Annotated in this window: 16 protein-coding genes; 6 read left to right on the top strand and 10 right to left on the bottom strand. The window is 48.3% G+C overall.

The genetic code is table 11. The annotated features are described in order from the left end of the window. The 3 genes from MHN31_RS05605 to MHN31_RS05595 are packed head-to-tail and all read left to right on the top strand — an operon-like array spanning window position 1 to window position 2,650. The gene (locus MHN31_RS05605; protein WP_194868636.1) at window positions 1-504 is read left to right on the top strand and encodes a hypothetical protein; all 504 of its coding nucleotides are present in this window, start codon (window positions 1-3) and stop codon (window positions 502-504) included. A gap of 29 nt (window positions 505-533) precedes the next feature. Further along, entirely contained in the window at window positions 534-1,973 is a 1,440-nt protein-coding gene (locus MHN31_RS05600; RefSeq protein ID WP_239443688.1) for an ATP-binding protein, read from the top strand. Further along, window positions 1,973-2,650, top strand: coding sequence for a response regulator (locus tag MHN31_RS05595; RefSeq protein ID WP_239443687.1), 678 nt, complete (start codon window positions 1,973-1,975; stop codon window positions 2,648-2,650). Before MHN31_RS05600 ends, MHN31_RS05595 begins: the two co-directional genes overlap by 1 nt. 14 nt (window positions 2,651-2,664) lie before the next feature. Here the strand turns inward: MHN31_RS05595 and MHN31_RS05590 are convergent, their stop codons facing one another. From MHN31_RS05590 to MHN31_RS05575, 4 genes are all read right to left on the bottom strand, one after another. After that, entirely contained in the window at window positions 2,665-3,675 is a 1,011-nt protein-coding gene (locus MHN31_RS05590; protein ID WP_239443686.1) for a tetratricopeptide repeat protein, read from the bottom strand. A 65-nt stretch (window positions 3,676-3,740) separates the two neighbouring features. Next, complete coding sequence (locus MHN31_RS05585) at window positions 3,741-4,955, bottom strand: hypothetical protein (protein ID WP_138538451.1); 1,215 nt, start codon at window positions 4,953-4,955, stop codon at window positions 3,741-3,743. 58 nt (window positions 4,956-5,013) lie between these two features. Further along, the gene (locus MHN31_RS05580) at window positions 5,014-6,645 is read right to left on the bottom strand and encodes a trypsin-like serine protease (protein WP_239443685.1); all 1,632 of its coding nucleotides are present in this window, start codon (window positions 6,643-6,645) and stop codon (window positions 5,014-5,016) included. Window positions 6,646-7,018: 373 nt separating this feature from the next. Continuing rightward, complete coding sequence (locus MHN31_RS05575) at window positions 7,019-7,771, bottom strand: transporter substrate-binding domain-containing protein (RefSeq protein ID WP_239443684.1); 753 nt, start codon at window positions 7,769-7,771, stop codon at window positions 7,019-7,021. A gap of 480 nt (window positions 7,772-8,251) precedes the next feature. Here MHN31_RS05575 and MHN31_RS05570 point away from each other — a divergent pair, with 480 nt between their 5' ends. Both MHN31_RS05570 and MHN31_RS05565 read left to right on the top strand, forming a co-directional pair. Then, window positions 8,252-8,659: a hypothetical protein gene (locus MHN31_RS05570; RefSeq protein ID WP_239443683.1), complete on the top strand. Its 408-nt coding sequence runs from the start codon at window positions 8,252-8,254 to the stop codon at window positions 8,657-8,659. A gap of 214 nt (window positions 8,660-8,873) precedes the next feature. Then, window positions 8,874-11,444: a reprolysin-like metallopeptidase gene (locus MHN31_RS05565; protein ID WP_275446751.1), complete on the top strand. Its 2,571-nt coding sequence runs from the start codon at window positions 8,874-8,876 to the stop codon at window positions 11,442-11,444. A 66-nt stretch (window positions 11,445-11,510) separates the two neighbouring features. On the opposite strand, the gene MHN31_RS05555 is transcribed toward MHN31_RS05565, so the two are convergent. The 3 genes from MHN31_RS05555 to MHN31_RS05545 form a co-directional block, all read right to left on the bottom strand. Continuing rightward, window positions 11,511-12,533 carry a hypothetical protein gene (locus MHN31_RS05555; protein ID WP_239443682.1) on the bottom strand — a complete coding sequence of 341 codons (1,023 nt, stop codon included), beginning with the start codon at window positions 12,531-12,533 and terminating at the stop codon, window positions 11,511-11,513. A gap of 4 nt (window positions 12,534-12,537) precedes the next feature. Then, window positions 12,538-13,656 (bottom strand): UDP-galactopyranose mutase, encoded by a 1,119-nt coding sequence (gene glf, locus MHN31_RS05550; protein WP_239443681.1) that lies wholly within the window; start codon window positions 13,654-13,656, stop codon window positions 12,538-12,540. Window positions 13,657-13,932: 276 nt separating this feature from the next. After that, window positions 13,933-14,358: a DUF2809 domain-containing protein gene (locus MHN31_RS05545; protein WP_239443680.1), complete on the bottom strand. Its 426-nt coding sequence runs from the start codon at window positions 14,356-14,358 to the stop codon at window positions 13,933-13,935. A gap of 470 nt (window positions 14,359-14,828) precedes the next feature. Between MHN31_RS05545 and MHN31_RS05540 the strand changes: the two genes are divergently transcribed. Beyond that, on the top strand, window positions 14,829-16,013 hold the full coding sequence (locus MHN31_RS05540) for a cellulase family glycosylhydrolase (protein WP_239443679.1): 1,185 nt from the start codon (window positions 14,829-14,831) through the stop codon (window positions 16,011-16,013). 3 nt (window positions 16,014-16,016) lie between these two features. Here the strand turns inward: MHN31_RS05540 and MHN31_RS05535 are convergent, their stop codons facing one another. From MHN31_RS05535 to MHN31_RS05525, 3 genes are all read right to left on the bottom strand, one after another. Then, window positions 16,017-16,388 carry a DUF4440 domain-containing protein gene (locus MHN31_RS05535; RefSeq protein WP_239443678.1) on the bottom strand — a complete coding sequence of 124 codons (372 nt, stop codon included), beginning with the start codon at window positions 16,386-16,388 and terminating at the stop codon, window positions 16,017-16,019. 106 nt (window positions 16,389-16,494) lie between these two features. Next, window positions 16,495-18,783 (bottom strand): DPP IV N-terminal domain-containing protein, encoded by a 2,289-nt coding sequence (locus MHN31_RS05530; RefSeq protein ID WP_239443677.1) that lies wholly within the window; start codon window positions 18,781-18,783, stop codon window positions 16,495-16,497. Window positions 18,784-18,851: 68 nt separating this feature from the next. Then, a complete protein-coding gene (locus tag MHN31_RS05525; protein WP_239443676.1) occupies window positions 18,852-21,656 on the bottom strand; it encodes a TonB-dependent receptor in 2,805 nt (934 codons plus the stop codon). Window positions 21,657-21,738 lie beyond the last annotated feature (82 nt).

The following is a 21,738-nucleotide window of genomic DNA, read 5'->3' as shown; positions in this document are numbered from 1 at the left end:
ATGAAATACCTATTCTGCCTGCTATTAATGGGTGTGCTGAGTCAGATCGACGCTGCTATTGCACACAATATAGACAGCAATAAAGCCAGGCTCACCCTGAGAGATGGTCAGGCAGAGCTGCGTTTACACATTGATATGCAGCACTGGTTTCAGGCCCTTCAGGACCCGGCAGCCTGGATGCTGGGTGACACCAATGCGGTGATGGCAACCAACCTGACCCCTCCACAGCAACAGGCCTTTATTAAAAGCCTGATTGAAAACAACACAGTGTTGCACCTCAACAACACCATAGTTGCCTTGCAGCTGAAAAGCCTGCACACTCTGGCTCACCATACAGGGCAGACAGAGTTGGTTCTGGAAGGTCTGCACCGCAGCAAAGGTCTGGAAATTGAACAGGTAAGCCTGACACTCCCCCCCTCACTGGGTACGGTTCATCTCAACGTAACAAGACCACAATATCGCATGCTGGCAGCCGGAAAAACGGCACTCATTACCTTTAATTGACGACGCACATAGGATTACAGGAGCCACATTTGAACCTTTTTGCCAAACTGTTTCTGGCCATCGTGCTCACCAACCTGGCAATCATTGCAATCCAGCTGGGATTAACGGCAGGCAGCCTGACCAGCGACTTTGCGACCCTGGTTGAGCGCAGTGAACAAAGTCATGTTGAGCAAACCCGTACCCGCTTGCTGGCTTTTTATCAGCGTGAAGGCAGCTGGCAAAATTTACGCCACAATCGTCGTTTGTGGCAGCAGCTGATGAAACCGGAACAGGTACGACAAAACCGTGATGGTCGCCGTGATAAGATATTTAATCCAGCCCAACATAGTGACCGCCGCTACTTCGACACGGGCCGACGGATCAGCCTGTATGACCACAACAAACAACGCATTGAAGGTAAGCCCACATTACAAAGCAATCGCTACCAGCAAGCTCTGAAGCTCGATGGCCAGCTCATTGGCTGGCTTGGCTGGGACCCTGCCCACGTCAGTGAGACAACGGCCAGTAAACAGATAAGCAACGACGAGTTTATTTTCCAGCAACTCAACAATTATCTGTGGATTGCCTTATCGGCACTGCTACTGGCACTCCTGATGGCGTGGTTTGTCTCAAAACAACTCAGCAAACCCATTCAACGACTGATGAAGTGCACAGATAAACTGATGCAGGGAGACTTCAGCAGCAGGGCGAATCAAATGGGTAGTGATGAACTGGCGATACTGGCAAGGCGCATTGATAAGCTGGCACAGATCCTCGAAGATAATGAGAAAAGTCGACGTCAATGGATGTCCGATACTTCCCATGAGTTACGCACACCACTAACCGTACTGAAAACTCAACTGACAGCTATCGAAGATGGCGTCTTTACCATGGATGCCGATAAAACAGCACTGTTACTAAGCGAGGTCGATAACCTCAGTCGGCTGGTTGACGATCTCTATCAGCTGACCAGTGCAGATGTTGGCGGTTATCGCTACACCATGGCCGCGATTGATCCTCTGCCGCTTCTTATGCAAACTATTCAGGGGCTTGAGAGTAAAATTGCAGAACGCGCTATCACTTTGGATACGACCGCACTGACACACGCCATGACGCTCTCACCTCGAGAAGTCATTGCAGATAAAGAGCGCCTGTGCCAGCTATTCTCTAACCTGATAGAAAATGCCCGCCGCTACACGGATAGCGGTGGGCAGATAAGGATAGTCATAGCCCATGAGGCCAGCCGGGTGATCATCCGTATCGAAGATTCGGCTCCGGGTGTTTCTGACGAGCAAAAAGTCAGGTTATTTGAGCGCTTCTATCGGGTCGAACCATCACGAAGCCGCCTGTATGGTGGTAGCGGACTCGGACTAGCTTTATGCAAAACCATAATAGAAGCGCACCAGGGTAACATTGCACTGAGTGATTCATCGCTGGGCGGGCTCTGTGTCACCCTCAGCTTGCCCTGTCAACCACAAGAGAACCCATAATGAACAAGTTGCATTTGCTGATTGTAGAAGACGAAGCCAATATTGCCGAGGTACTTATCGCCTATGCCAGAGCCGCAGGATATAACGTCACGCACCTGGAACGTGGTGATGGTGTGGTCGCATTCCTGCAACACAATCAGGTCGATCTTGTGCTGCTGGATCTGATGTTACCAGGTGAAGACGGGCTGAGTATTTGTCGTCAGGTCCGTCAATTCAGCGACATACCTATGATCATGATCACCGCCAAAAAAGATGAAATTGATCGATTGCTCGGCCTGGAGTTGGGGGCAGATGACTATATCTGCAAACCTTTCAGCCCCCGGGAGGTTATGGCAAGAGTTAAGGCGGTACTGCGTCGCTTTTCACCTAAACAACAAGACGAGCTCAAAGTGGGAGACTTCATTATCAGCCCAGCTCAGTTCACTGCCAGTTATCGGGCTCAGCCGCTGGAGTTGACTCCCAGCGAGTTTAAGTTATTGACTTTGCTGCTTAGTCATCCACAACAGGTCTTTTCTCGTGCCCAGCTTATTGAACAGCTTTACCCCAATAGTGACGATATTGTCGACCGCAACATAGATACCCATGTCAAAAATATTCGAAAAAAACTCAGCACCATTGCACCCGACCAGACCCCCATCACATCTGTCTATGGTGTAGGGTATAAATTTGCGGGGTAATGCCAGTGGCATGCTTACCAGTCACAAGCTTTAACCACGTCATACCAGCTACGCTCGAACTGTCTGACGACCACCGGCTTGGGCAGATTAACATCAACACCCAGTGGCTTTGCCAGGTGCTGGAATACCAGACGGCGTATATTATCATCCTGAAGCTGGGTATATGCCAATTTAAGACTGTTTTTACTCTGCTGACTAACCGGGTGACCTTCTAGTTGCATAAACCGGGCATTAACCCACAGTAACATGGCCTGCTTAGTTTCGTTGGGGAAGGATGCGGTCAGCCTGGAGGTAGGTCCGTATAAACGCTGATAATTCAACAATTGCTCCTGGATAATAAAAGCAAATAACAAATTTACACCCGCGGAGATCTGCCCGGATCGTTTATCTATTTCCTGATAACTGGCAAGCGCTTTTCGAAACTGCACCTCTGCTTCAGTAACCTCACCCAGCTCTAACGCTATGATCCCTAGGTTATTATTGATAATGCCATTTTTTGATGTAATGCCGGCCTTATCTGCAATATTCATGGCTCTGCCATACAACCGTCTTGCTTTGGCATAATCGCCAAGCTGACGAGAAACCAATGCCAAACTATTAGTAAGTACCAGCTTCTGCTGTTCTGACTGGGCATATTTATAGGCGCATTCCAGGCTTTGTCTCGCATCATTAAGGTAATTATGGCGACGCAACCAAATCCCCAATGCACTCAATGCGGTGGGTAGTTTTTCGATAAAATAGGGGTGACTATGGTGGGAAAAAACAGCCTCCAGGGAATATTCCATCTGTGCCAATTGATGGGTCGGCACGGCGGCACGCATGCGAATAAAGTGCCAACGTAAAAACAAAGAGGTAGGAAGTTGCTGAGCATTATCAACCTGCTCCAGTAGCACTAAGGTAGTTGCCGGGTCTACCGTCAAGTAGTCTTCGGCTTCTTGAAGTTTATCAATCACCTCACTGGGTGTAGCAGCCCATAATGCCACCGGGAACAGCATCATCCACAGGCCAATCATCGCTCGTAACATCACCCGTTCCGCTTTTGCCTATCTCCTGAAACTATAGAATGCACCCAGCAATTGTTCAAAGTCACTCACTGATGTTCGAAGTAAATACGATAAGTGCTGGACCAGATTGGATAATCCACTTCCATCAGATAACATCGGTAGTTGCTAGGATCCAAGCTGGCGTAGCGAAATAGATAGTCGAGCTTTTGCTGTTGTACAGTATCCCAGTGTAATGCCTGCGCACCGGCATTTAAGTCAATCAAGCGTAGTTCTGGAAATTCTGGCAGACGTTCGGTCCACATGTCTTCCACACTGAGCTTCCCTTCTTCCACTTTTTGGTTGCCATGATAACAACCGACATTCACGCAACTGTGGCGATCCAGCTGCTTTTCTATCAACACAAGTAAGCGCAACTTTTTGGCCGGATTTTTAATCGAAATACTGGTGGAGCTACATTGACTGTCATGACTTAACGGGTCAACCAGCTCATCAGGGTTATTAAAAATAAAGGTTGCATCAAAGCGGTCATGGCCCGCAACAGGGTCAAATACCAACCCGCTGTTACCGGGTGAATAGCTGGCAAATGCCTGGTGTAACCCAGGTGTTGATAGCTCTTGCGCAATGCCGATACTAAAGCGCTTTGATTCAACACGACAATTGGCGTCTATGTTCAAAGGGGCGATGAAATCATCATTGTGAGGATGCGTGTAAAACTGAACGAAAGGTGCGGCACCGGTCTCACGCTTGATCTGCGATTTGCTGATCATAGCTACTTCCTGCAAAAAACCCTCGCGGCCCTTGCCTCGGGTTAGTACATAGGCACAGAAAATCTCCTCCATACTCATACCAAGCAGCGACTTGGCCGCATAATACAGCTGAGCCCGCTTGTCCTGACCAGAGAGATTGACATCCCGTGCTTTCACTTTGTCCTCTTGCCGGTTATCCAGTAGTCGTTTTAGTTCTGCATGACTTCTTGCATACTGAGGAATGGTTGCAGAAAAGCGCTCACTCACCTGACGCCACTGCACTATCAAATCACAGGGAATGTGCCCTGATAGCTGCTCACCCAGCAGGCTCAGCGCCTGTTGCCCGGGTAAATGGTAGAGCACCTGTTCGCCAGACTTGGCCTTGTATGCATTAAATAAACGCTGGCTGGTTGAGCGATGACACCCAATATGACGAGCAAATCCGCCGATGGTTTGTGCTTGTGCGGGCATCGCCCGCATTATCGCCGTGAGCACTTTTTTTACACGCTCGCCCAGCCTGCGTAGTTCGCTATGCGCCTGATGACTCAGTCCCATGATCTTCTGTTTACCGTTTAATTTCTGATAGATTACCCGGGACTGAGCAAAAAAGCGACTAGTTACAGGTGCCTACAGATTTCCATGGACCCCAGGGACCTGACTGGGCTGGATCTTCACCCTGCACCCACCACTGGGCTTCATATACCTGACCACCTTTAGCAACCAGATCACCTGTGTTGTACACTGTGCTAGGACTCCAGCTAGGAATACCCTGACAGTTGCTGTCACCGCCAACCGTCACCTCTTTTGAAAGGGTGCTGCTTTGACCCTGATCATCTGTCACAGTCAGGCGGATTGTGTAGGTGCCCGCTGCCGCATAGGTGTGCGTTACCGAAGGTTGTGATGCGCTCTGACCATCGCCAAACTGCCACTGATTTGACACGATTTGTCCGTTATCTGTACTGGTATTAGTCAAAGTAACACTCAGGCCTGACTTAGCCACAGTAAAGCCTGCAACCGGTGCCGGATCGCCATTACCACCGCAACTATCCAATTTCTTCCAGACATTCGGGTATAGGTCTGGTTGGGCACCAGAAGACCACCAGATAGCCTCATAGATATTGCCCTGATAAGACACTTTCTCACCTAAAGCATAAGAAGTAGCGCGATCCCAGGGAGATACGTCACAAACAGGCGGCTCGCCAACAGACACGACCTGAGACACAGTAGCTGTTTGCTGCGCAGTATCTGTCACGGTAAGCGTCACATTGTAACTACCATCAGCGGCATAGGTATGACGTGGGTTTGCTGCGCTTGAGCGATTGCCATCACCAAAGTTCCAGTCATAAGCTGTGATGCTATTGTCATCCGTCGCGCGATTCGCAAAGCTCACTGTCATGCCAGAAACCGACGCACTGAAATCAGCAACTGGTTTTTCATCCGTCGGATTATCCGGGCTCAAACCCGTTTTACGCTCAATCCAGTCCAGGTAGCTGGTTGTACGAGTAAATGCCGTCGCACCAGAGCAGGCAATACCCCAGCTCACAGTACCTATGCTGTAGAAATCGTTGCCAACACGGACCGCATAAGGGCCACCACTGTCACCATTACAGGCTGAACGACCGCCTTCGCCGCCACCACAAATGACGGAGCCAGGGATGTTAAAGTTCAGCTGGCTGCTACAACTTGCGTTAGAAATCACAGGTAGCTGAGCTTCGCGCAGCACATCGCTCGGACGACCACGATTAGAGGTTAATCCCCAACCTGATACCGTCGGGTAAGCGCCAACGCCGGCATACTGATCCGCAATGGACTGTGTTGGTAACTTAGCCGGGGTGTATTTGCTTGCGGCTGGCGTTGCCAGGCGCAGTACCGCAATATCATAACCGGAGCGAATGCCGTTCGCACCACGCCAGTTCTCATGCATGATAATCTGAGATACACGCAAAGTATCGCCATCGCCGCGACTGATTGAATGCGCACCAACACGGACAGTCAGGCTAGCTGTTGAAGCATTGTCCAGACAGTGTGCCGCGGTCAGTACCCAATTTTCACTCAACAGTGTACCACCACAGCCCTGACGGCCATTCATCAATAATGCAACTTGATATGGCCTTGAATAAGCTGGAGTTTCAATGCCACCCACGACACTAGGAGTGATATCAGGCAGGCCCGATTGTTGTGTATTCGCAGAGACGGCGGTTGCTGAAAGTGACAATACAGCAGCAGCCAAAAGTGTAATTTTCATGTTGTATCCTTGTATGGTTATTGCTCAAAAAGCAATCTAGAAATAATCTGAGATACACACAAAGATCAATGCCCATGATGAAAAAAACAACTGGATGGACCAGTTAAAAATTTAGTCACTTCCTCATCATTAGTTTGTATTTTAAACACTTAAATGTAACAGATGTTTTACAGTTAAACGCGAAATTTATTTCATAATTATTTAGGAAAAAGCACTTCAGTAAGTTTGGAACGTTTTAAATAACAAAGACTTAAACTAGAAAAACACGGACTGATTGACTTAATTTTGACATAAATTCACCATGAGCAAGACGAAACAGTCCCAGGAGTGTCATTTACATATGTACCCAAAGATAGAGGCCGATAAATATGAGTCAGAAAGGCAGCATGTTGATGCCGTATTTACGGTAAATTTGGCTGATTTCGCCTTGCTCCATCATGAACTTCAGTGCCTGATCAAGTTCTTGCTTTAGCTCAGCATGTTTTGGCTGAATGCGCATAGCAACCGGCAACTTGCTTATCTCGTAGACTTCCTTAAAGCCTCGGTAAGCCGGGATTGATGCAATATAGTAGGCCGCTGTTACATCGCCAATCATGATATAATCCAGCCGGGTATGAGCCAGCTGCACCAATAGCTCTCGCTCAGAAATATTGTCATATACCGCGATTTTCCCAGCCCCAAAATGACGCTCAAACGGCCCATACCGATAACCGCGTACGCGTCCCATCACTTTGCCGTAAAAAGACTCGGGTTGCTTATAAGCGCGTGCTTCTGAACGACCCAGCACCACCTCTCGAGAAAACGCATAGTCAATACTATAAATACCCGGTACTCGGGAGCTTTTTCGCCAACTGGGGTTTACCCCCGGCTCAATATCAATTTCACCCGACTCAAACGATTTATGCCCGCGCGCAACAGACAGTGGCACAAACTCAAACTCGTGCCCAGTCAGTTCACCAAGGCGGGTAAACATGTCCTTAAATATACCGGCCTGCTCTCTGCCATCCAGATAGTTATAAGGAGGATTCGCGCCGTGGTACACCAGAACAGAATACCGCGCAGCCTGTGCGCCTGCGCTCAGTACAATACATAAAATCAGCACAACACAGTGGTTGACTCTAGGCATCACAACCAGCCGGATTCAGTACCTGATTATTTTGATTGACATCTTTATTCATCATTTACGCTTTCGCTCAAAACAGATCTTAAGCTTAGTTAAGCAACACGCTTAGGCAAAGGAATATAAACAAATTGTTATCCAAACATCGGATATTTAAGTTATCTGAATAAGAAAAAAGAACTAGCAATATGAAAATATTCATACATATAAAACAAAACAATAGTGAGTACACGCTTACTTTCAGAAAAAATCAATAATCGAGGTTAATTTGAATGGAATTTGCACAAAAATAAAAATATATAAATAAAACTTTCTTTATTTCGTCTATTTATCGAAACATAAGTTTCATGATAATGTACCACCATGAGTTCAAAGGCGCGGTGATAAGCACCGCGTCATTGTCATCTGCTGTGATCTAAGGCAAAAGGTTACCCTAAATTTATTACGTCTGATCTCAGCGCTTTATAGCAAAAAGGAAGTTTATTTATGAAAAATGCGTTACTTGTTTCTTTACTCTCTCTGGCCAGCACAACTGCACTTGCAAATGCCACCTCCTCTGTTGTCCAAACAGAACATGCACCGACCCGGGCTGGATACAGCAGCGTTGATGAAGTTATTGAATATGGCCGTCAGTATCAGGAGATCAAAGGTCAGCTTCTGGATGCAGGATACGAACTTCAGTCATGCAACCAGCATGTACTGAACTACTTTGTACAGCCTGCGTCCTCTGTGTATCTGTACGCACAAGCTGAATGCACCTTCTCACGTTCAGTAGGCGGTGATTACTCACTGGAAACCGACTATGCCATGGTTAAAATCGACGTAGAATATCATCAGTTCAACCAGCTCTTTCACGAAGGAACAGTCAACGTCAATTATGTCACTGTGTACTAAGGCATAAAGGCCAAACAGCGTTACGCTTTCACTCAGTAATCCAGCAAGGAAAGCGGGATTCTGATTCAGACTTCAGGCCGCAGACGTGCGGCCTTGTTCGTTTACGTACCAAGCACTATGTATCAGCCCGGATACAAAAGGCAGACAATCAGATACCCAGCCACCAGCAACAAAACGCTACAGTCCTATTGGAATTCATCAATGGGATACGATTATGAAAAAACACCTAATTGCACTGGCCCTGTCACACGTCGCCTGTACGTATGCAATCGCGGATTCTCCGATTTGGCAAAGCGTTGACCAACACCATGCCAAACCACACAATCATCAAAGCCAATACCAGTTGGATCAAAGTGCGCTGCACGCGCAGCTCAGTTCATTGAGTGGCACACAAACAACCTCTCTGATGCTCCCTCTGCCAGATGGCAAGCTGGTTGAGTTTGTGCTCAAGCCAAACCAAGTCATGGCGCCAGAACTGGCAAGCAGGTTCCCACAGATCAAAACATTCAGCGGTCATCAAAAGGACAACCCGATGCACTACGGACGATTTGATCTGGGGCCAAACGGCTTCTTTGGTGTCTTCAACTATCAGGGGCAACGTGTCTACCTGGACCCTCAACCACGCGCAGGACAACACCACTACCGCAGCTACACTGGCAGCAGTCAGCCCACAGGCAAAAAGACACTGAAACAACACGCTCCACGTAAACAACATCGACATACTCAGATGCATGACCGCCTGGCACAGCTCGCACAGAACAATGATGCCGACACGCTGCCAAACTCTCAGATAACCTATCGCATTGCTATCGCTACCACAGGTGAATACGCCCGTTTTCATGGCGGTAGCAAAGAAACAACATTGGCGGCCATCGTCACTATGGTCAATCGGATTAACGACGTTTACGAGCGCGATCTGGCGATTAAATTTGAACTGGTTGGCGACAATGACAAATTGCTTTTTATCGACCCGAATACAGATCCTTTCAACAATACAGACGAAGACATAGATAAAATAAGTGAGCAAATCAATACCCTGATTGGTGCCGATAGCTATGACATTGGTCACCTGGTTGGTACAGGGGGTGGCGGTCTTGCCGGATTCGAAGTTGTTTGCACCGAACTCAAAGCGGAAGGGATCACCGGCAGCGAGGAGCCCACCAATGACGCCTTTCATATCGACTATGTTGCGCACGAAATAGGCCACCAACTGGGCGCCGATCACACCTTTAATGGCGAGGCGGGTGCTTGTGGTGGCAACCGCGCTCCAGGCAGTGCCTATGAACCGGCCAGTGGATCAACCATCATGGGTTACACTGGCATTTGCGATGAGCAGGATCTGCAAGCCAATTCCGATCCTTATTTCCATATCCATTCTCTGGACCAAATGAATCGCTATGCCCGGCTATCATCGGGTAAAAGCTGTGGGGTTCATAGTGAGCGCGACAATGCCAAACCACAAGTGAACGCCGGCGCAGATCGCACTATTCCGGCACGTACTCCCTTTACTTTAAGCGGCACAGCAACAGACAAAGAGCAGGACACTCTCAGCTACAGTTGGCAACAATTTGACCTAGGTGAAGCTTCTGCTGACAAAGCTCAGGACAGCATTGATGATGGTAATAGGCCGCTGTTCAGGACCTTTAACCCAAACAGCACGCCACAACGCACATTGCCAAAAATGGCAGATATATTGTCAGGTCACCCAAGTTTTGGCGAAGCCTATGCCACCACGACCAGAGCGCTTAACTTTCGTCTGGTTGTCAGAGATGGCCATGGCGGCGTAAGTGATGATGCCGTCAAAATCGCCGTAATTGGCAATGAAAAAGGCTTTGCCGTGACCTTACCAGACGGGTCAAGCCAATGGCGAGGCAACACACAGTTGGTGAAATGGCACACTGCCGACACAGAAAATGCCCCGGTTGCCTGCAAAAACGTGGATATTTTACTTTCCGCAGATGGCGGCCAGACATTTGCCACCGAGCTGGCTAAGCAAGTACCTAACTCTGGTCAGTATGAAGTAAAGCTCGGCAATATTCGCACCGAGCAAGCCCGCATTCAGGTCAAATGTCATGACAACATCTTCTTCGCAATCAACCAGGGTGACTTCAGTATCAATACTGAGTCCGCCGGTGACACAACGCCTGAGATCACAGGGCAAAAGTCGCTCAGCCTTGACGAAGATGGCAGCTTGCAGATAAAACCGGATGATCTGATCCTGGCGCAAACAATGACCATAGACGCAATCACTCTGGCTGATGGTGAAAACTATCAGGTCACCGGTACCACACTCGCCCCCACAGCCCACTTCCATGGCGAACTCAGTGTGCCGGTAACGGTAACCAGCGGCACACTCACCAGTGCGCCTTACACACTCACAGTCACAGTAATGCCTGTCAATGATGCACCTGAGGCTAATAGCGATACATACAGCGTTGACTTTGCATCGAAAAATAATGCGTTCACTGTACTCGACAACGACCGGGATGTGGATGGTGATGCGCTGAAGATAAGCAGCGTGGATTATCGTGGTGCAGGCCAGGTGACCATAAGCAATAATCAGTTAGTGTATACACCACAAGATGATTTTTCCGGCACTGAAGTCTTTCGCTATGATATCGCAGATGGACAAGGGGGCAGCGACTATGCAAGCGTAACAGTGACCGTTAAAGCGGATCCCAATCCGGATAATGGAGACGATGATAAAGACGATGGCAGCTCAGGCTCATTCAGCCCTTGGGCACTACTGAGTGGATTGTTGCTGCTGCGCAGACGACGCCGCTAAGCATTCAGGCCAGGGGCTGGCACAGTAAGCCTGCCACCTGGCCATGGTTATGAGCCGGAACGTCCGTTAAACCAGCCTGTCCAAAGCACGAGTCAGATACTGACCCGACTGCACATCCGCTTTAACTCTTTGAACATTCTCCTTCATCTGATCGATTTGCTCTGGTGTCAGCTCCGCAAGGCGGGTTTTAATGTCACGCAACGAACTGACTTTAAAACCTATCCCCTGCTCCTCAACAAAATCAGCCATTGCTGCTTTGTCCCAGATGATGATCGGCATATCACACAACAAATACAGAGACAATTTATGCGGATTGTTGTACTTAAGGTACTGACCCGTCACACCATCACAGGTATCCAGTGTATTGCCATACCACACCAGGCCAAAGTCCCCATCAATATGATCAATCACTTTGTCTGATGGAAAACAGCCTTTGTAGTCCAGTATCGTATTGTTGATGTTTTTGACTTTCTTCTCATCATAACCAACACCATATAGATCAAACTTGAAGTTGCCGCGCTCCAGCGCATCCAGCTCATACACAAATGGACCCATGTTACCAGCAAACACGACCCGAATTTGCTCATAGTCCGTTGGCGTACGGTGAGCATTCGGGTTATCGGTATGCAGATAGTCAAACGCTTCGATGTTGGCAATATCAGCCTGTATGTTCTGCTCTTCAAACCAGGCCCGCATTTTGTCGTTATGCACGATCAGCTGGTCTGATTTATTCAGCATGTTAATTTCTTTTTCTGAGTGGCCGTACTTACCTTTGAGGCTACGCACGTCGTGCACCAGGGTCAGCACTTTACTGTTTTTCAGTTTTGCGCCCCACAAGCAGTAACCATAAAATTTGTTAAACGGATACTGCAGGCACACCGTGCTACCGGACTTCAGTCTCAACAGCGCCCAACTCACGCCCAGTGCACTGATCAGCGTACCCAGTATTGAATTTGCAATCCAGGTCTGTTTAAAGCCGATATTTTGCCAACCGTTGTTCTGTAGAATGGTCTCACAGTCCATCTTTGCCTTACCGGCCGCATCGAACTTAGAACGGTAGTTTCTTGCGATATAAACTTTACGACTCATGATGTTATGCCAATTCCTTGCTGGTTAATGCCAGTGCTGCTTCTATGGTGTCGTCCATATCATAGTATTTGTAGTCGGCAAGACGACCACCAAAAATAAACTTATCAGCGTAAGGGGCTGTTTTTGCCAACTCCTGATAGCGTGCTAACAGCGCATTATTGGTTTCGTCGTTAATGGGGTAATAAGGTTCGTTGTCTTTACTGAACTCATGCGGATATTCTTTGGTAACAACGGTTTTTTCCTGTGTACCAAATTCAAAATGCTTATGCTCCAGAATACGCGTATAAGGCACATCGCGCTCTGTGTAGTTCACCACAGCATTGCCCTGATAGTTTTCCTCATCCAGCACCTCTGTTTCAAAATGCAGGCTGCGATATTCTAGCTTGCCAAACTGACAGCCAAAGAACTCATCAATTTTACCTGTATACAGCACTTTATCTGCCAGCTTGTTGAGGTTTTCAGCATCTTCAAAGTAGTTCACGCCAGTTCTGACTTCCACACCTTCAAACAAAGCATCAGTCAGGGCATTGTAACCGCCGATGGGGATCCCCTGATAACGGTCATTAAAGTAGTTGTTGTCGAAAGTGAACCTGAACGGCAGACGTTTGATGATAAATGCCGGGATCTCAGTGGCCGGTCGACCCCATTGCTTTTCGGTATACCCTTTAATGAGCTTTTCGTACAGATCGCGTCCACCCAGATATAATGCCTGCTCTTCCAGATTTTGTGGAGTCAGATCAGCATAAGGCGCACGCGCTTCAGCAATTTTCTCTTTTGCCTGTTGTGGTGTAGTAACGCCCCACAACTGATAAAAAGTATTCATATTAAAAGGCAGGTTATAAAGCTTGTCTTCGTGTCTAGCAACGGGCGAGTTGACATAATGATTGAATGTCACATAACGATTTACGTAATCCCACACCTGCTGATTGCTGGTATGAAAAATATGCGCACCGTACTTGTGCACGTTAATCCCTTCAACCTGTTCACAGTAGATATTACCACCGGTATGGTCGCGCTTATCTATCACCAGGACTTTTTTGCCCTGATCAGTTGCTTCTCTAGCGAATACAGCACCAAACAGGCCTGCACCGACAATCAAGTAATCGTATTGAGCTTCATTCATTAAAATTTGCCTTTGTGAATCGTTCATGGCTCTATCGTAAGCGCAAAACTATATCAGAAAAAGTGAAGAAATGATTATTCATCATGGTGTAAAGTAACAAATTAGTGCCCAATACATATGCAACTTAACCTTTTTGACACATCCCGGATGCAAGCGAAAAAGACAAGTAATTTTTTGTTATCCAGTAGCAGAGTAGATAAACAGTATTTCCCCATAAATCGGCTTGTTAAACAAACGTTCCACACGTTCATTTTGATAAGGAAAAAATAGACCTGCTTAACGCATACTTTGTATGCCTGACTTTTGACGATCAAGGATGCATTTATCCATACCGGCTGCCATCAGGATCCCCAGCGCATAACACGCCAGATCACTGACTTTAAAGCCAAAGCCCAGCACCAGTGCGCCGACGCGTGTATGACGGATATCGTTAAGCCACTGCGCCTGATATAGCTGAGAAAATTCAATCGAAAAGGCAAACCCAACAGCCAGCAAAGCAACCACAGTGGTGCGTACAGCTGGCATCACGCAGCAACATAGCCAGAAAACCATCATTGCCCACAAGGTATCACCGGCATACAGAGAGAGCAGCCTGGGCAACTCAATGAGCGAGGACCTGCTGAGCAGGCCGAGCAATATCGTGACTAAGGCTAAGCCTGGATACAAAATAAGACTACGTCTGATAACAACCATAGATGCCATACCTCTTCCAACAATATACGCTAGTGCGCTTCATGCGCTGTTAACTCGCTCATAGCCCAAAACGACCACCGAGTTCAATATGGGTATAACTTATCGCTAGTTCTTCGAGTAACCCGAGCAGTTTCTGGACGTTAAATGACGTCATTCGGCCATCCAGTGCCATGGCAATTCCCTGTTTTTATTATTAAGAATGATGGATAAGAAACGCATTAGTTCCCACCATAGAACCATGTAGTAATATCAGAAAACGATTGAACTGACAAAGCCCCAAAATTACCACCCGTACATGCCTGCGAAATAGCTGATGACACAATTCCATCCAATTACAATACTTAACGATCAAAACTAGACTAAAGTCTAAGCTGCTCCTCCCTTTTTTCCATTATGTTGGATAGGGTCTGTTGGCAATTTTACTGGTTATTTCTCAAAAAGAACGTCAACAGAGCCAACACATGTAAAGGAGCAATATTATGAATCTTAAGCACTTAGTCGCCATTTCACTCACAACCGGACTGGCAGTCAGTCAGGCTCATGCAGCAAGCTGTCAGGGGGTCAATACTTACCCCGACTGGACACAAACAGACTGGCAGGGCAATCCCAGCCACGCCAACACCAATGACAAAATGCAGCATCAGGGCAAACTTTATCGCGCAAACTGGTGGACCCGCTCAGAGCCGGGTAGCAGCTCAGCCTGGCAATATCTTGGTCGCTGCGATACCGGCAATCAAATCACACCGGTTGAACGTTATGGCAAACTCAGCGTATGTGGCACCGGGCTGTGCAGTGAGCAACAACAACAAATCCAGCTGCGTGGCATGAGCAGTCATGGCCTGCAATGGTATGGACTGAACAAATGTTTAACTGGCGCATCCCTGGATGTACTGGCACAAGACTGGCAAGCCGATATTGTCCGCCTTAGCCTGTACGTGCAGGAAGGCGGTTATGAAACTGATCCAGCCGGATTTACCCAACAGATGAACACCCTGATCGACATGGCCAGTCAGCGTGGATTATATGTTCTGGTGGACTGGCATCAGCTAAATCCGGGCGACCCAAACTATAACCTGGACCTGGCTAAGCAGTTCTTTACCGACATAGTCACTGCCAACAAAAACCGCAACAACGTGATTTACGACATCGCCAATGAGCCCAACAATGTCAGCTGGCCTGAAGTGCGCCACTACAGCGAGCAAATCATTCCGGTTATCCGGGCTATCCAGCCCGATGCATTGATCCTGATCGGCACCCATGGCTGGTCTACGTTTGGCGCATCTACTGGTGGCAGTGTGCAGGAGGTACTGAACGATCCGGTACCGTTCGACAACATCATGTACACCTTCCACTTCTACGCGGCATCACACAAAGACTATCACCGCTCTGTACTCGATCAGGCCTCTGATGTACTGCCCGTTTTTGTCAGTGAATGGGGCACTCAAAACTATGATGGCGATGGCCCGAATGATCCAATCAGCTCACAGAAATATATCGACCTGATGAAACGCAAAAAGATCAGCTGGACCAACTGGAACTATTCCGACGATTTCCGCAGCGGAGCAGTCTGGCAACGCGGTACCTGTAACACTCAGAACTTTGTCGACAGCCAGCTCAAAGAGGCCGGCACCTGGGTCAAAGGCTGGATCAGCGAAGGCAGATAATCATTAGACCAACGCAAAGGGCGCGCAGGCCGTGCCCTGATGATATTTAAGCTGCCAGCGCCCCTGCGCCAATACCCAAATGGAGCACCGTTGTGCAAATTCACTGGCTTCTCCATATTGACCAACCAATGCGGATTGATAGCGCAACAGGTATACACCCGGTGCCAGCTTGTCACAGCAGTAATTCTGCGCATGCACACGCAGCTGGGTAGGCGATTCCTCGTCCATCATGGCAACAATGGAATCAAAGGTGTAGCTGGTGCCCGACATGCCGACTTCCGAAAAATCGGCATGTAACAGACGCTCAACAGCCTTTCGGTTTTGCCGAACCTCATACTGATGTAGCTCAGTTTCTTGTGCTATCAAAATATCCATTTTTGCGCTCTTGAGTAATGTGCTGACCATACAGCAACCCGGTCCCACTAAAGTAACGCTGTAAGTGTTATTAAGTCAAAACCCAAGTTGTACAGCGCTCAGGCTCTCATCGGTGTTTGATAGGCTCGCCCCCTTTGAGATGGCGTAAGAAATAATCCCAACGCAGACGCACAAAATGCGGATGCTCATCAAGTACATGACCCATATTGGGGTAAATCATCAGGTCAAACTGCTTATCCGCTTTGATCAGTGCAGAGACCAGCTGCATGGTCGCAGCAGGATGTACATTGGTGTCCAACTCGCCGTGAGCCAATAACAGCTTCCCTTGCAGGTGCTTTGCCCAGGTCAGGTTAGACTGCTCATCCCACTCCGGTGTCACTGGATAACCCATCCAGATTTCGTTCCAGCCCGCTTTATCAACCCGGAAATCATGATTCCCCGACGCCGCGACACCGACCTTGAAGAAATCCGGATATTTAAACAAGGCATGCGCAGTATCATAACCACCTGCACTGAAACCAAAAATCCCAACCCGGTCACTGTCTATAAAAGCATGCCGTTGTGCCAACTGACGAATGGCCGCCACATGATCGTCCGCGCCCCCTCCGAGGTTCTTAAACGAATATTCATGAAATGCCCGACCGCGTTTATTAGTGCCCCGTCCATCCATTTTGATCACCACAAACCCCAGCTCAGCCAGTGCATTAGCCTGGCGTGAATAGGTATTAAAAGATTTAGGCGTAAAGAAGTTGTGCGGTCCGGTATAAATGTCGTCAATAACTGGATAACGCTTGTTAGGGTCAAAGTTAGATGGTAAGTACATCAGGCCATAAAGCGACGTTTTACCGTCCGCAGCCAACACCTCAAATGATTGTGGCGGACGCCAGCCTGTCGCCTGCAAAGCACTGATATCCGCCCGTTGAATTTCTCTTACTACTTTTCCCGTGCGGCTATCTCGCAGCACGGTCACAGGTGCTTGTGACGCCGTTGAATAGGTGTCAATCACATAGTTAAAATCGGGAGATAATCGCGTATCATGTTCAGCAGGCTCAGGCGTGAGCAGAGTCAGGTCGCTGCCATCCAGGTTAACCCGATACAAATGCCGAAAATACGGATCTCTGCCAGACTCTCGTCCGGATGCTTCAAAGTACAGCTGCTTACGCTCAGTATCCACGCCTCGGATCACCCGTATTGTCATCTCACCTTGCGTGATCGGATTCAATAATTCGCCGCTGCTGGCCTGGTACAAATACAGATGCTGATAACCACTGCGTTGCGAGCTCCAGATAAAAGCATCCAGCTCCGGCAATGCCCAATACGTTTGTACCCAGGGATCAATATATTTGTCATCACGCTCTTCAACCAAAGCCCGCACCTGAGCCGTGTGCGGATCCACTTCACGCATAAAGTACTGCTGATTACCCCGTCGACGATCATGGTAGACATAACGACCATTGTCCTGCCACCAGCCCCACAATGCGCTGCCATAGTAAGTCTGCATCACAGGCGGAGCATCCAGCTTGATGGCCTTTTTCTTATCGGTGTCCACCAGCACCAGACTGGCTTGTGGTAAAGTCTCCTGCCCAGCTGAAGGATAGTAATAACGTACCGTTTTCGGTCTCAGGCTCGCTTCATGATCAGACTGAACCAGGGTGTATAAGTCAGTGCCACTGCGATCCAGCTGATAGGTGATTAGATAGCGGCTATCTTTGGACCACGTCAGTGAGGCGCCTTCACGCTGATAGTCTGTGCCCGTCTTAAAGCTGCGCGCCGGATTCGGGTGCGTTGCAGCATAAGGGCGCTTCTCAGTGCCATCCTGAGTGAGTACAGTGCGTTCCCCCGAATGCTTATTGGCCAAAATCAGATTGTGATTTTCAACCACCACTTGCCACCGCCCATCAGGTGAGGCACCTTGTTCTGATTCTTCGGTCTGTACGCGCGTTCGATGATCACAGGTATATGCAGGCATAGTGCAGGACCATTGAGTCTGTTCAATATTGAACCCTAACCGGGACCCGCTCAGTGTAATTTGCTCAAATGGCAATCGCGCTGCTGACACCTCTGTCAGACCCTCTGCGCGCAACACATCCGCAATTTTCTGATGATCAAACGCCGCAGACTGTGTGTTCTTGTTCGGGTCAACCAGCACAAAGCGGTGACCATGGCCATGCTGCTGAACAAACCAAAACCGACTCCCCCCATCCAGCCAGTTTGCGGTCAATTTATCGTTTTTGACTAAAGGGGCGAGATTTTGCGGCAAGAATTGTTCAGCCCGAAGATAGAGCTTCTGACTATCGCTTTGTTGCTCTGCCTGCGATTCCCTGACGGGAAGGCTCTGACAGGCTGTCAGTATCAGGCTAGAGCTGAAGAATAGTGCCAGTGTGCGCTGCAACATAAAACGGTCTCCTAAACTAAAAAAGCCCACTGCGCGCAATGCGCAAGTGGGCTGGGGGAAATAAGCGCTCAGAAACGAACTTTGGCCTGTAAGAAATACTCCATACCGACCGGGTTGTACTTATTGATATCGGCGAATGGCCACCACTTTTCAGATTCATGCTGATGCGGCTTTTTGTCGAACAAATTGACCACACTCAGAGACAAACTAATGTCTTCAGTGACATCGTAGCCCGCTTTCAGGTTCACTGTAGTCCAGGCAGGATAGCGCTCTGGCTGCTCTGCGTCCTCAACAGGCGACGTACCCAAACGATTAATGAACAAAGAGGCTGAGACCGCTTCTTTATGCCAGCCCAGTGTCAGATTGGTTTTGGTCCGGAAGGTGTTATTCCATGGCAAATCTCGGATGTCCTCCACCTCATCTTCAGGCAGGAATCGGAACGGTGATTCAAAGATATGGCTGTAGTCGAGCTTAGCTTTGAAAGTACCAAATTCATGAGTGTCGATTTTATAGCTGGTGCTGAAATCAACACCGGTTTGCTGCCGGAAACCTATGTTATAAGGTATGGTCGATACGCTGATGACCCCATTCTTTGGACCGCCTCGCTGAACGCGCGACAGGGCATCCTGGCACTTCGGGGAGTTTTTATCTATGTTGCTATCAAACTGGCCAAAGCCCAGCAAACATTCCGCCTCATAACGGAACAAACCATCCATAGTCATCACGCCAATCTGGTTTTCCAGGTGAAGCTTGTAAAAATCCAGGGTCATTGACCAGTTATCGGTGATATCTGCCACCATGCCAATGCTGGCACTGTAACCCGTTTCTTCTTTAAGCGATAAGTCACCTTCTGTGTATCTGCGAACGCTACCTGAACCGTAATCTTCAGAGCAGAACTTCCACCCCTGTCCAGCCGTCAGCCCTTCTTTGGTTGCACACTCATAAAAATCAGTGCCCGATGCGAAGGACGAACTACGCTCAGCATTCATCACGTGCATATCCGGCGCACGGAAGCTTGTTGCATAGTTTGTGCGTAACATCAACTCTTCCATAGGCCGCCAGGTCAGTCCAAACTGATAAGTGGCAGCACCATTTACATCGGATTTATCGTCATAATGGTCATAACGTGCAGCCAGTGTTGCATCCAGTTTGCCAGCACCGCTGCTTTCATCCAGCAACGGGATAGCCAGCTCAAACCCAATTGCGTAATGGTCACGCTCCCCTTTACCCCGGATCCCACTCCAACCGTAAATATCCCCATCTACTGTTGGCTGATCGGTGATAAATTCATAGCTTTCCTGAATAATTTCAGCCACAGTTGCGAACTGCAAAGGCCCGCTATCCAGCTCCATCAGGGTACCCGACAACTCGAATGCCAGGTTATACATGGAAGAATCCCCCTTACCAACTGAGGTATGCGTAACATCATTGAACATGTCTGGCGTCAGCTCACCGAGAATATCGAAATTTTTCGGGGTGTAGTCGCTGTTAAGCTGGCTTGCGTTAACCGTTACCCAGCGGCTTCCTTCCCAGGGTTGATCCCAGTCTTTGTCTTTTTCGCCGAAAATTTTCGCCAGCATCTTTTGATCATCAAAACGTACGACACTGTCTTCATAGTCATACTGACCGCCAGAAAAGCTCACGCTGTAATCATATTCACCCGCAATCACACCGCGGATCCCGGTGATGAAAGTCAGTGATGTTTCATCAAAGACCTGATTAGATGTGGGTACTTCATGACTTCTGAAAGTGCGATAAAAATGACGGCTGCCCAGCCAGGAATCCCCATCGGCTAACTCACCTCGCACGTCATAGTCAGCTTTGAAGCTATATCGATAGATCCCTGCCTCCCCCTCGGATTTCATGGCAATGATATCCGCAAACAAGGATGTGTCGGCATTCAAGTCATGGTCCAGGTGCAAAAACATAGAGCTGCGGTCCCTGTCATTCCTGACGGTGTAAGTGTTATAGGTATTATCACCACAATAATGGGGTGTATCCGTGTCGGAGTCATTTTGTTTGAACGGCGTGCGATTGGCGTTGTACACTGCTTCATATCCGACTGCAGCACACTTATCTTCAATGTCGATTAGCATGTAAGGATCCGGCTGATATCGCGCCCAGTAAGACATAACCTGAGTTAGGCCATGGCGAGTTTCATCCGGGCCATCAGTCGGCTCATCAAACCAGTCTCGGTCATCACCATGAATGGGTTTGCGTTGGTCAAGTTCCAGTCCCAGGGTAAAGTTGGTATCACCAAAAGACCCGCCAGTCGTAAAGCTCAACTTATTTGAAGCACCGCCTCCATCTTTGGTATCACCTCGACGATACGTTAAGGTGGATTCATCAACATCATCTTTTAAAATCACATTGACCACCCCGGTCACCGCATCCGAACCATAAATAGCAGAGGCGCCACCGCTGAGAATTTCAATCCGCTTGACCGCATCGCTGGGGATCGTAGCCAAATTTGTGACGTTGCCACTCACGGTGCCTGAGGGTTTAGGTAATACCGGAATACGGCGACCATTGATTAACACCAGGGAATATGAGGAGCCAAATCCCCGTAAATTGAGCGCCTGGGCATTGGCATTGAAGTTATTAGAGTTTGCTTCACCTATAAAAATACCACTGTTTGACGAAATTGCGCTCAGCGCATCAAAGACATTGGCATGACCCTGCATCTGAATGTCTTCGGCCGTAATGGTCACCAAAGGAGAGGCCCCTTCGAGATCTGCACGCTTTATCCGTGAGCCTGTTACTTCAACCACATCCATGTCCTGATTTTCAGATGCTTGCTGCTCGGCATAAACCGGAACAGCACAACTCATAGAAACGCACAGCGCCACCGCTGACTTACGAAAATTTAACATACCGAATTTCCTGTTGTTATTTATTGCTTTTTATTGAAGATCGGTACGACTATAGCTCAACGATAAATTGTATACAATATTT

Source organism: Pseudoalteromonas sp. McH1-42 (genome assembly GCF_022347845.1).
Taxonomy (GTDB): Bacteria; Pseudomonadota; Gammaproteobacteria; order Enterobacterales; family Alteromonadaceae; genus Pseudoalteromonas; species Pseudoalteromonas rubra_D.
The sequence above is the reverse complement of the archived record's forward strand: the minus strand, read 5'-3'. Positions and strand labels throughout refer to the sequence as shown.

Excerpts from the sequence above, each read along its gene's own strand:
- MHN31_RS05595 (WP_239443687.1), top strand. The coding sequence starts at position 1,973 with ATGAACAAGTTGCATTTGCTGATTGTAGAAGACGAAGCCAATATTGCC.
- MHN31_RS05545 (WP_239443680.1), bottom strand. The coding sequence starts at position 14,358 with ATGGCATCTATGGTTGTTATCAGACGTAGTCTTATTTTGTATCCAGGC.
- MHN31_RS05585 (WP_138538451.1), bottom strand. The coding sequence starts at position 4,955 with ATGGGACTGAGTCATCAGGCGCATAGCGAACTACGCAGGCTGGGCGAG.
- MHN31_RS05555 (WP_239443682.1), bottom strand. The coding sequence starts at position 12,533 with ATGAGTCGTAAAGTTTATATCGCAAGAAACTACCGTTCTAAGTTCGAT.
- MHN31_RS05605 (WP_194868636.1), top strand. The coding sequence starts at position 1 with ATGAAATACCTATTCTGCCTGCTATTAATGGGTGTGCTGAGTCAGATC.
- MHN31_RS05570 (WP_239443683.1), top strand. The coding sequence starts at position 8,252 with ATGAAAAATGCGTTACTTGTTTCTTTACTCTCTCTGGCCAGCACAACT.
- MHN31_RS05525 (WP_239443676.1), bottom strand. The coding sequence starts at position 21,656 with ATGTTAAATTTTCGTAAGTCAGCGGTGGCGCTGTGCGTTTCTATGAGT.
- MHN31_RS05530 (WP_239443677.1), bottom strand. The coding sequence starts at position 18,783 with ATGTTGCAGCGCACACTGGCACTATTCTTCAGCTCTAGCCTGATACTG.
- MHN31_RS05575 (WP_239443684.1), bottom strand. The coding sequence starts at position 7,771 with ATGCCTAGAGTCAACCACTGTGTTGTGCTGATTTTATGTATTGTACTG.
- glf (WP_239443681.1), bottom strand. The coding sequence starts at position 13,656 with ATGAATGAAGCTCAATACGATTACTTGATTGTCGGTGCAGGCCTGTTT.
- MHN31_RS05540 (WP_239443679.1), top strand. The coding sequence starts at position 14,829 with ATGAATCTTAAGCACTTAGTCGCCATTTCACTCACAACCGGACTGGCA.
- MHN31_RS05590 (WP_239443686.1), bottom strand. The coding sequence starts at position 3,675 with ATGTTACGAGCGATGATTGGCCTGTGGATGATGCTGTTCCCGGTGGCA.
- MHN31_RS05580 (WP_239443685.1), bottom strand. The coding sequence starts at position 6,645 with ATGAAAATTACACTTTTGGCTGCTGCTGTATTGTCACTTTCAGCAACC.
- MHN31_RS05535 (WP_239443678.1), bottom strand. The coding sequence starts at position 16,388 with ATGGATATTTTGATAGCACAAGAAACTGAGCTACATCAGTATGAGGTT.
- MHN31_RS05565 (WP_275446751.1), top strand. The coding sequence starts at position 8,874 with ATGAAAAAACACCTAATTGCACTGGCCCTGTCACACGTCGCCTGTACG.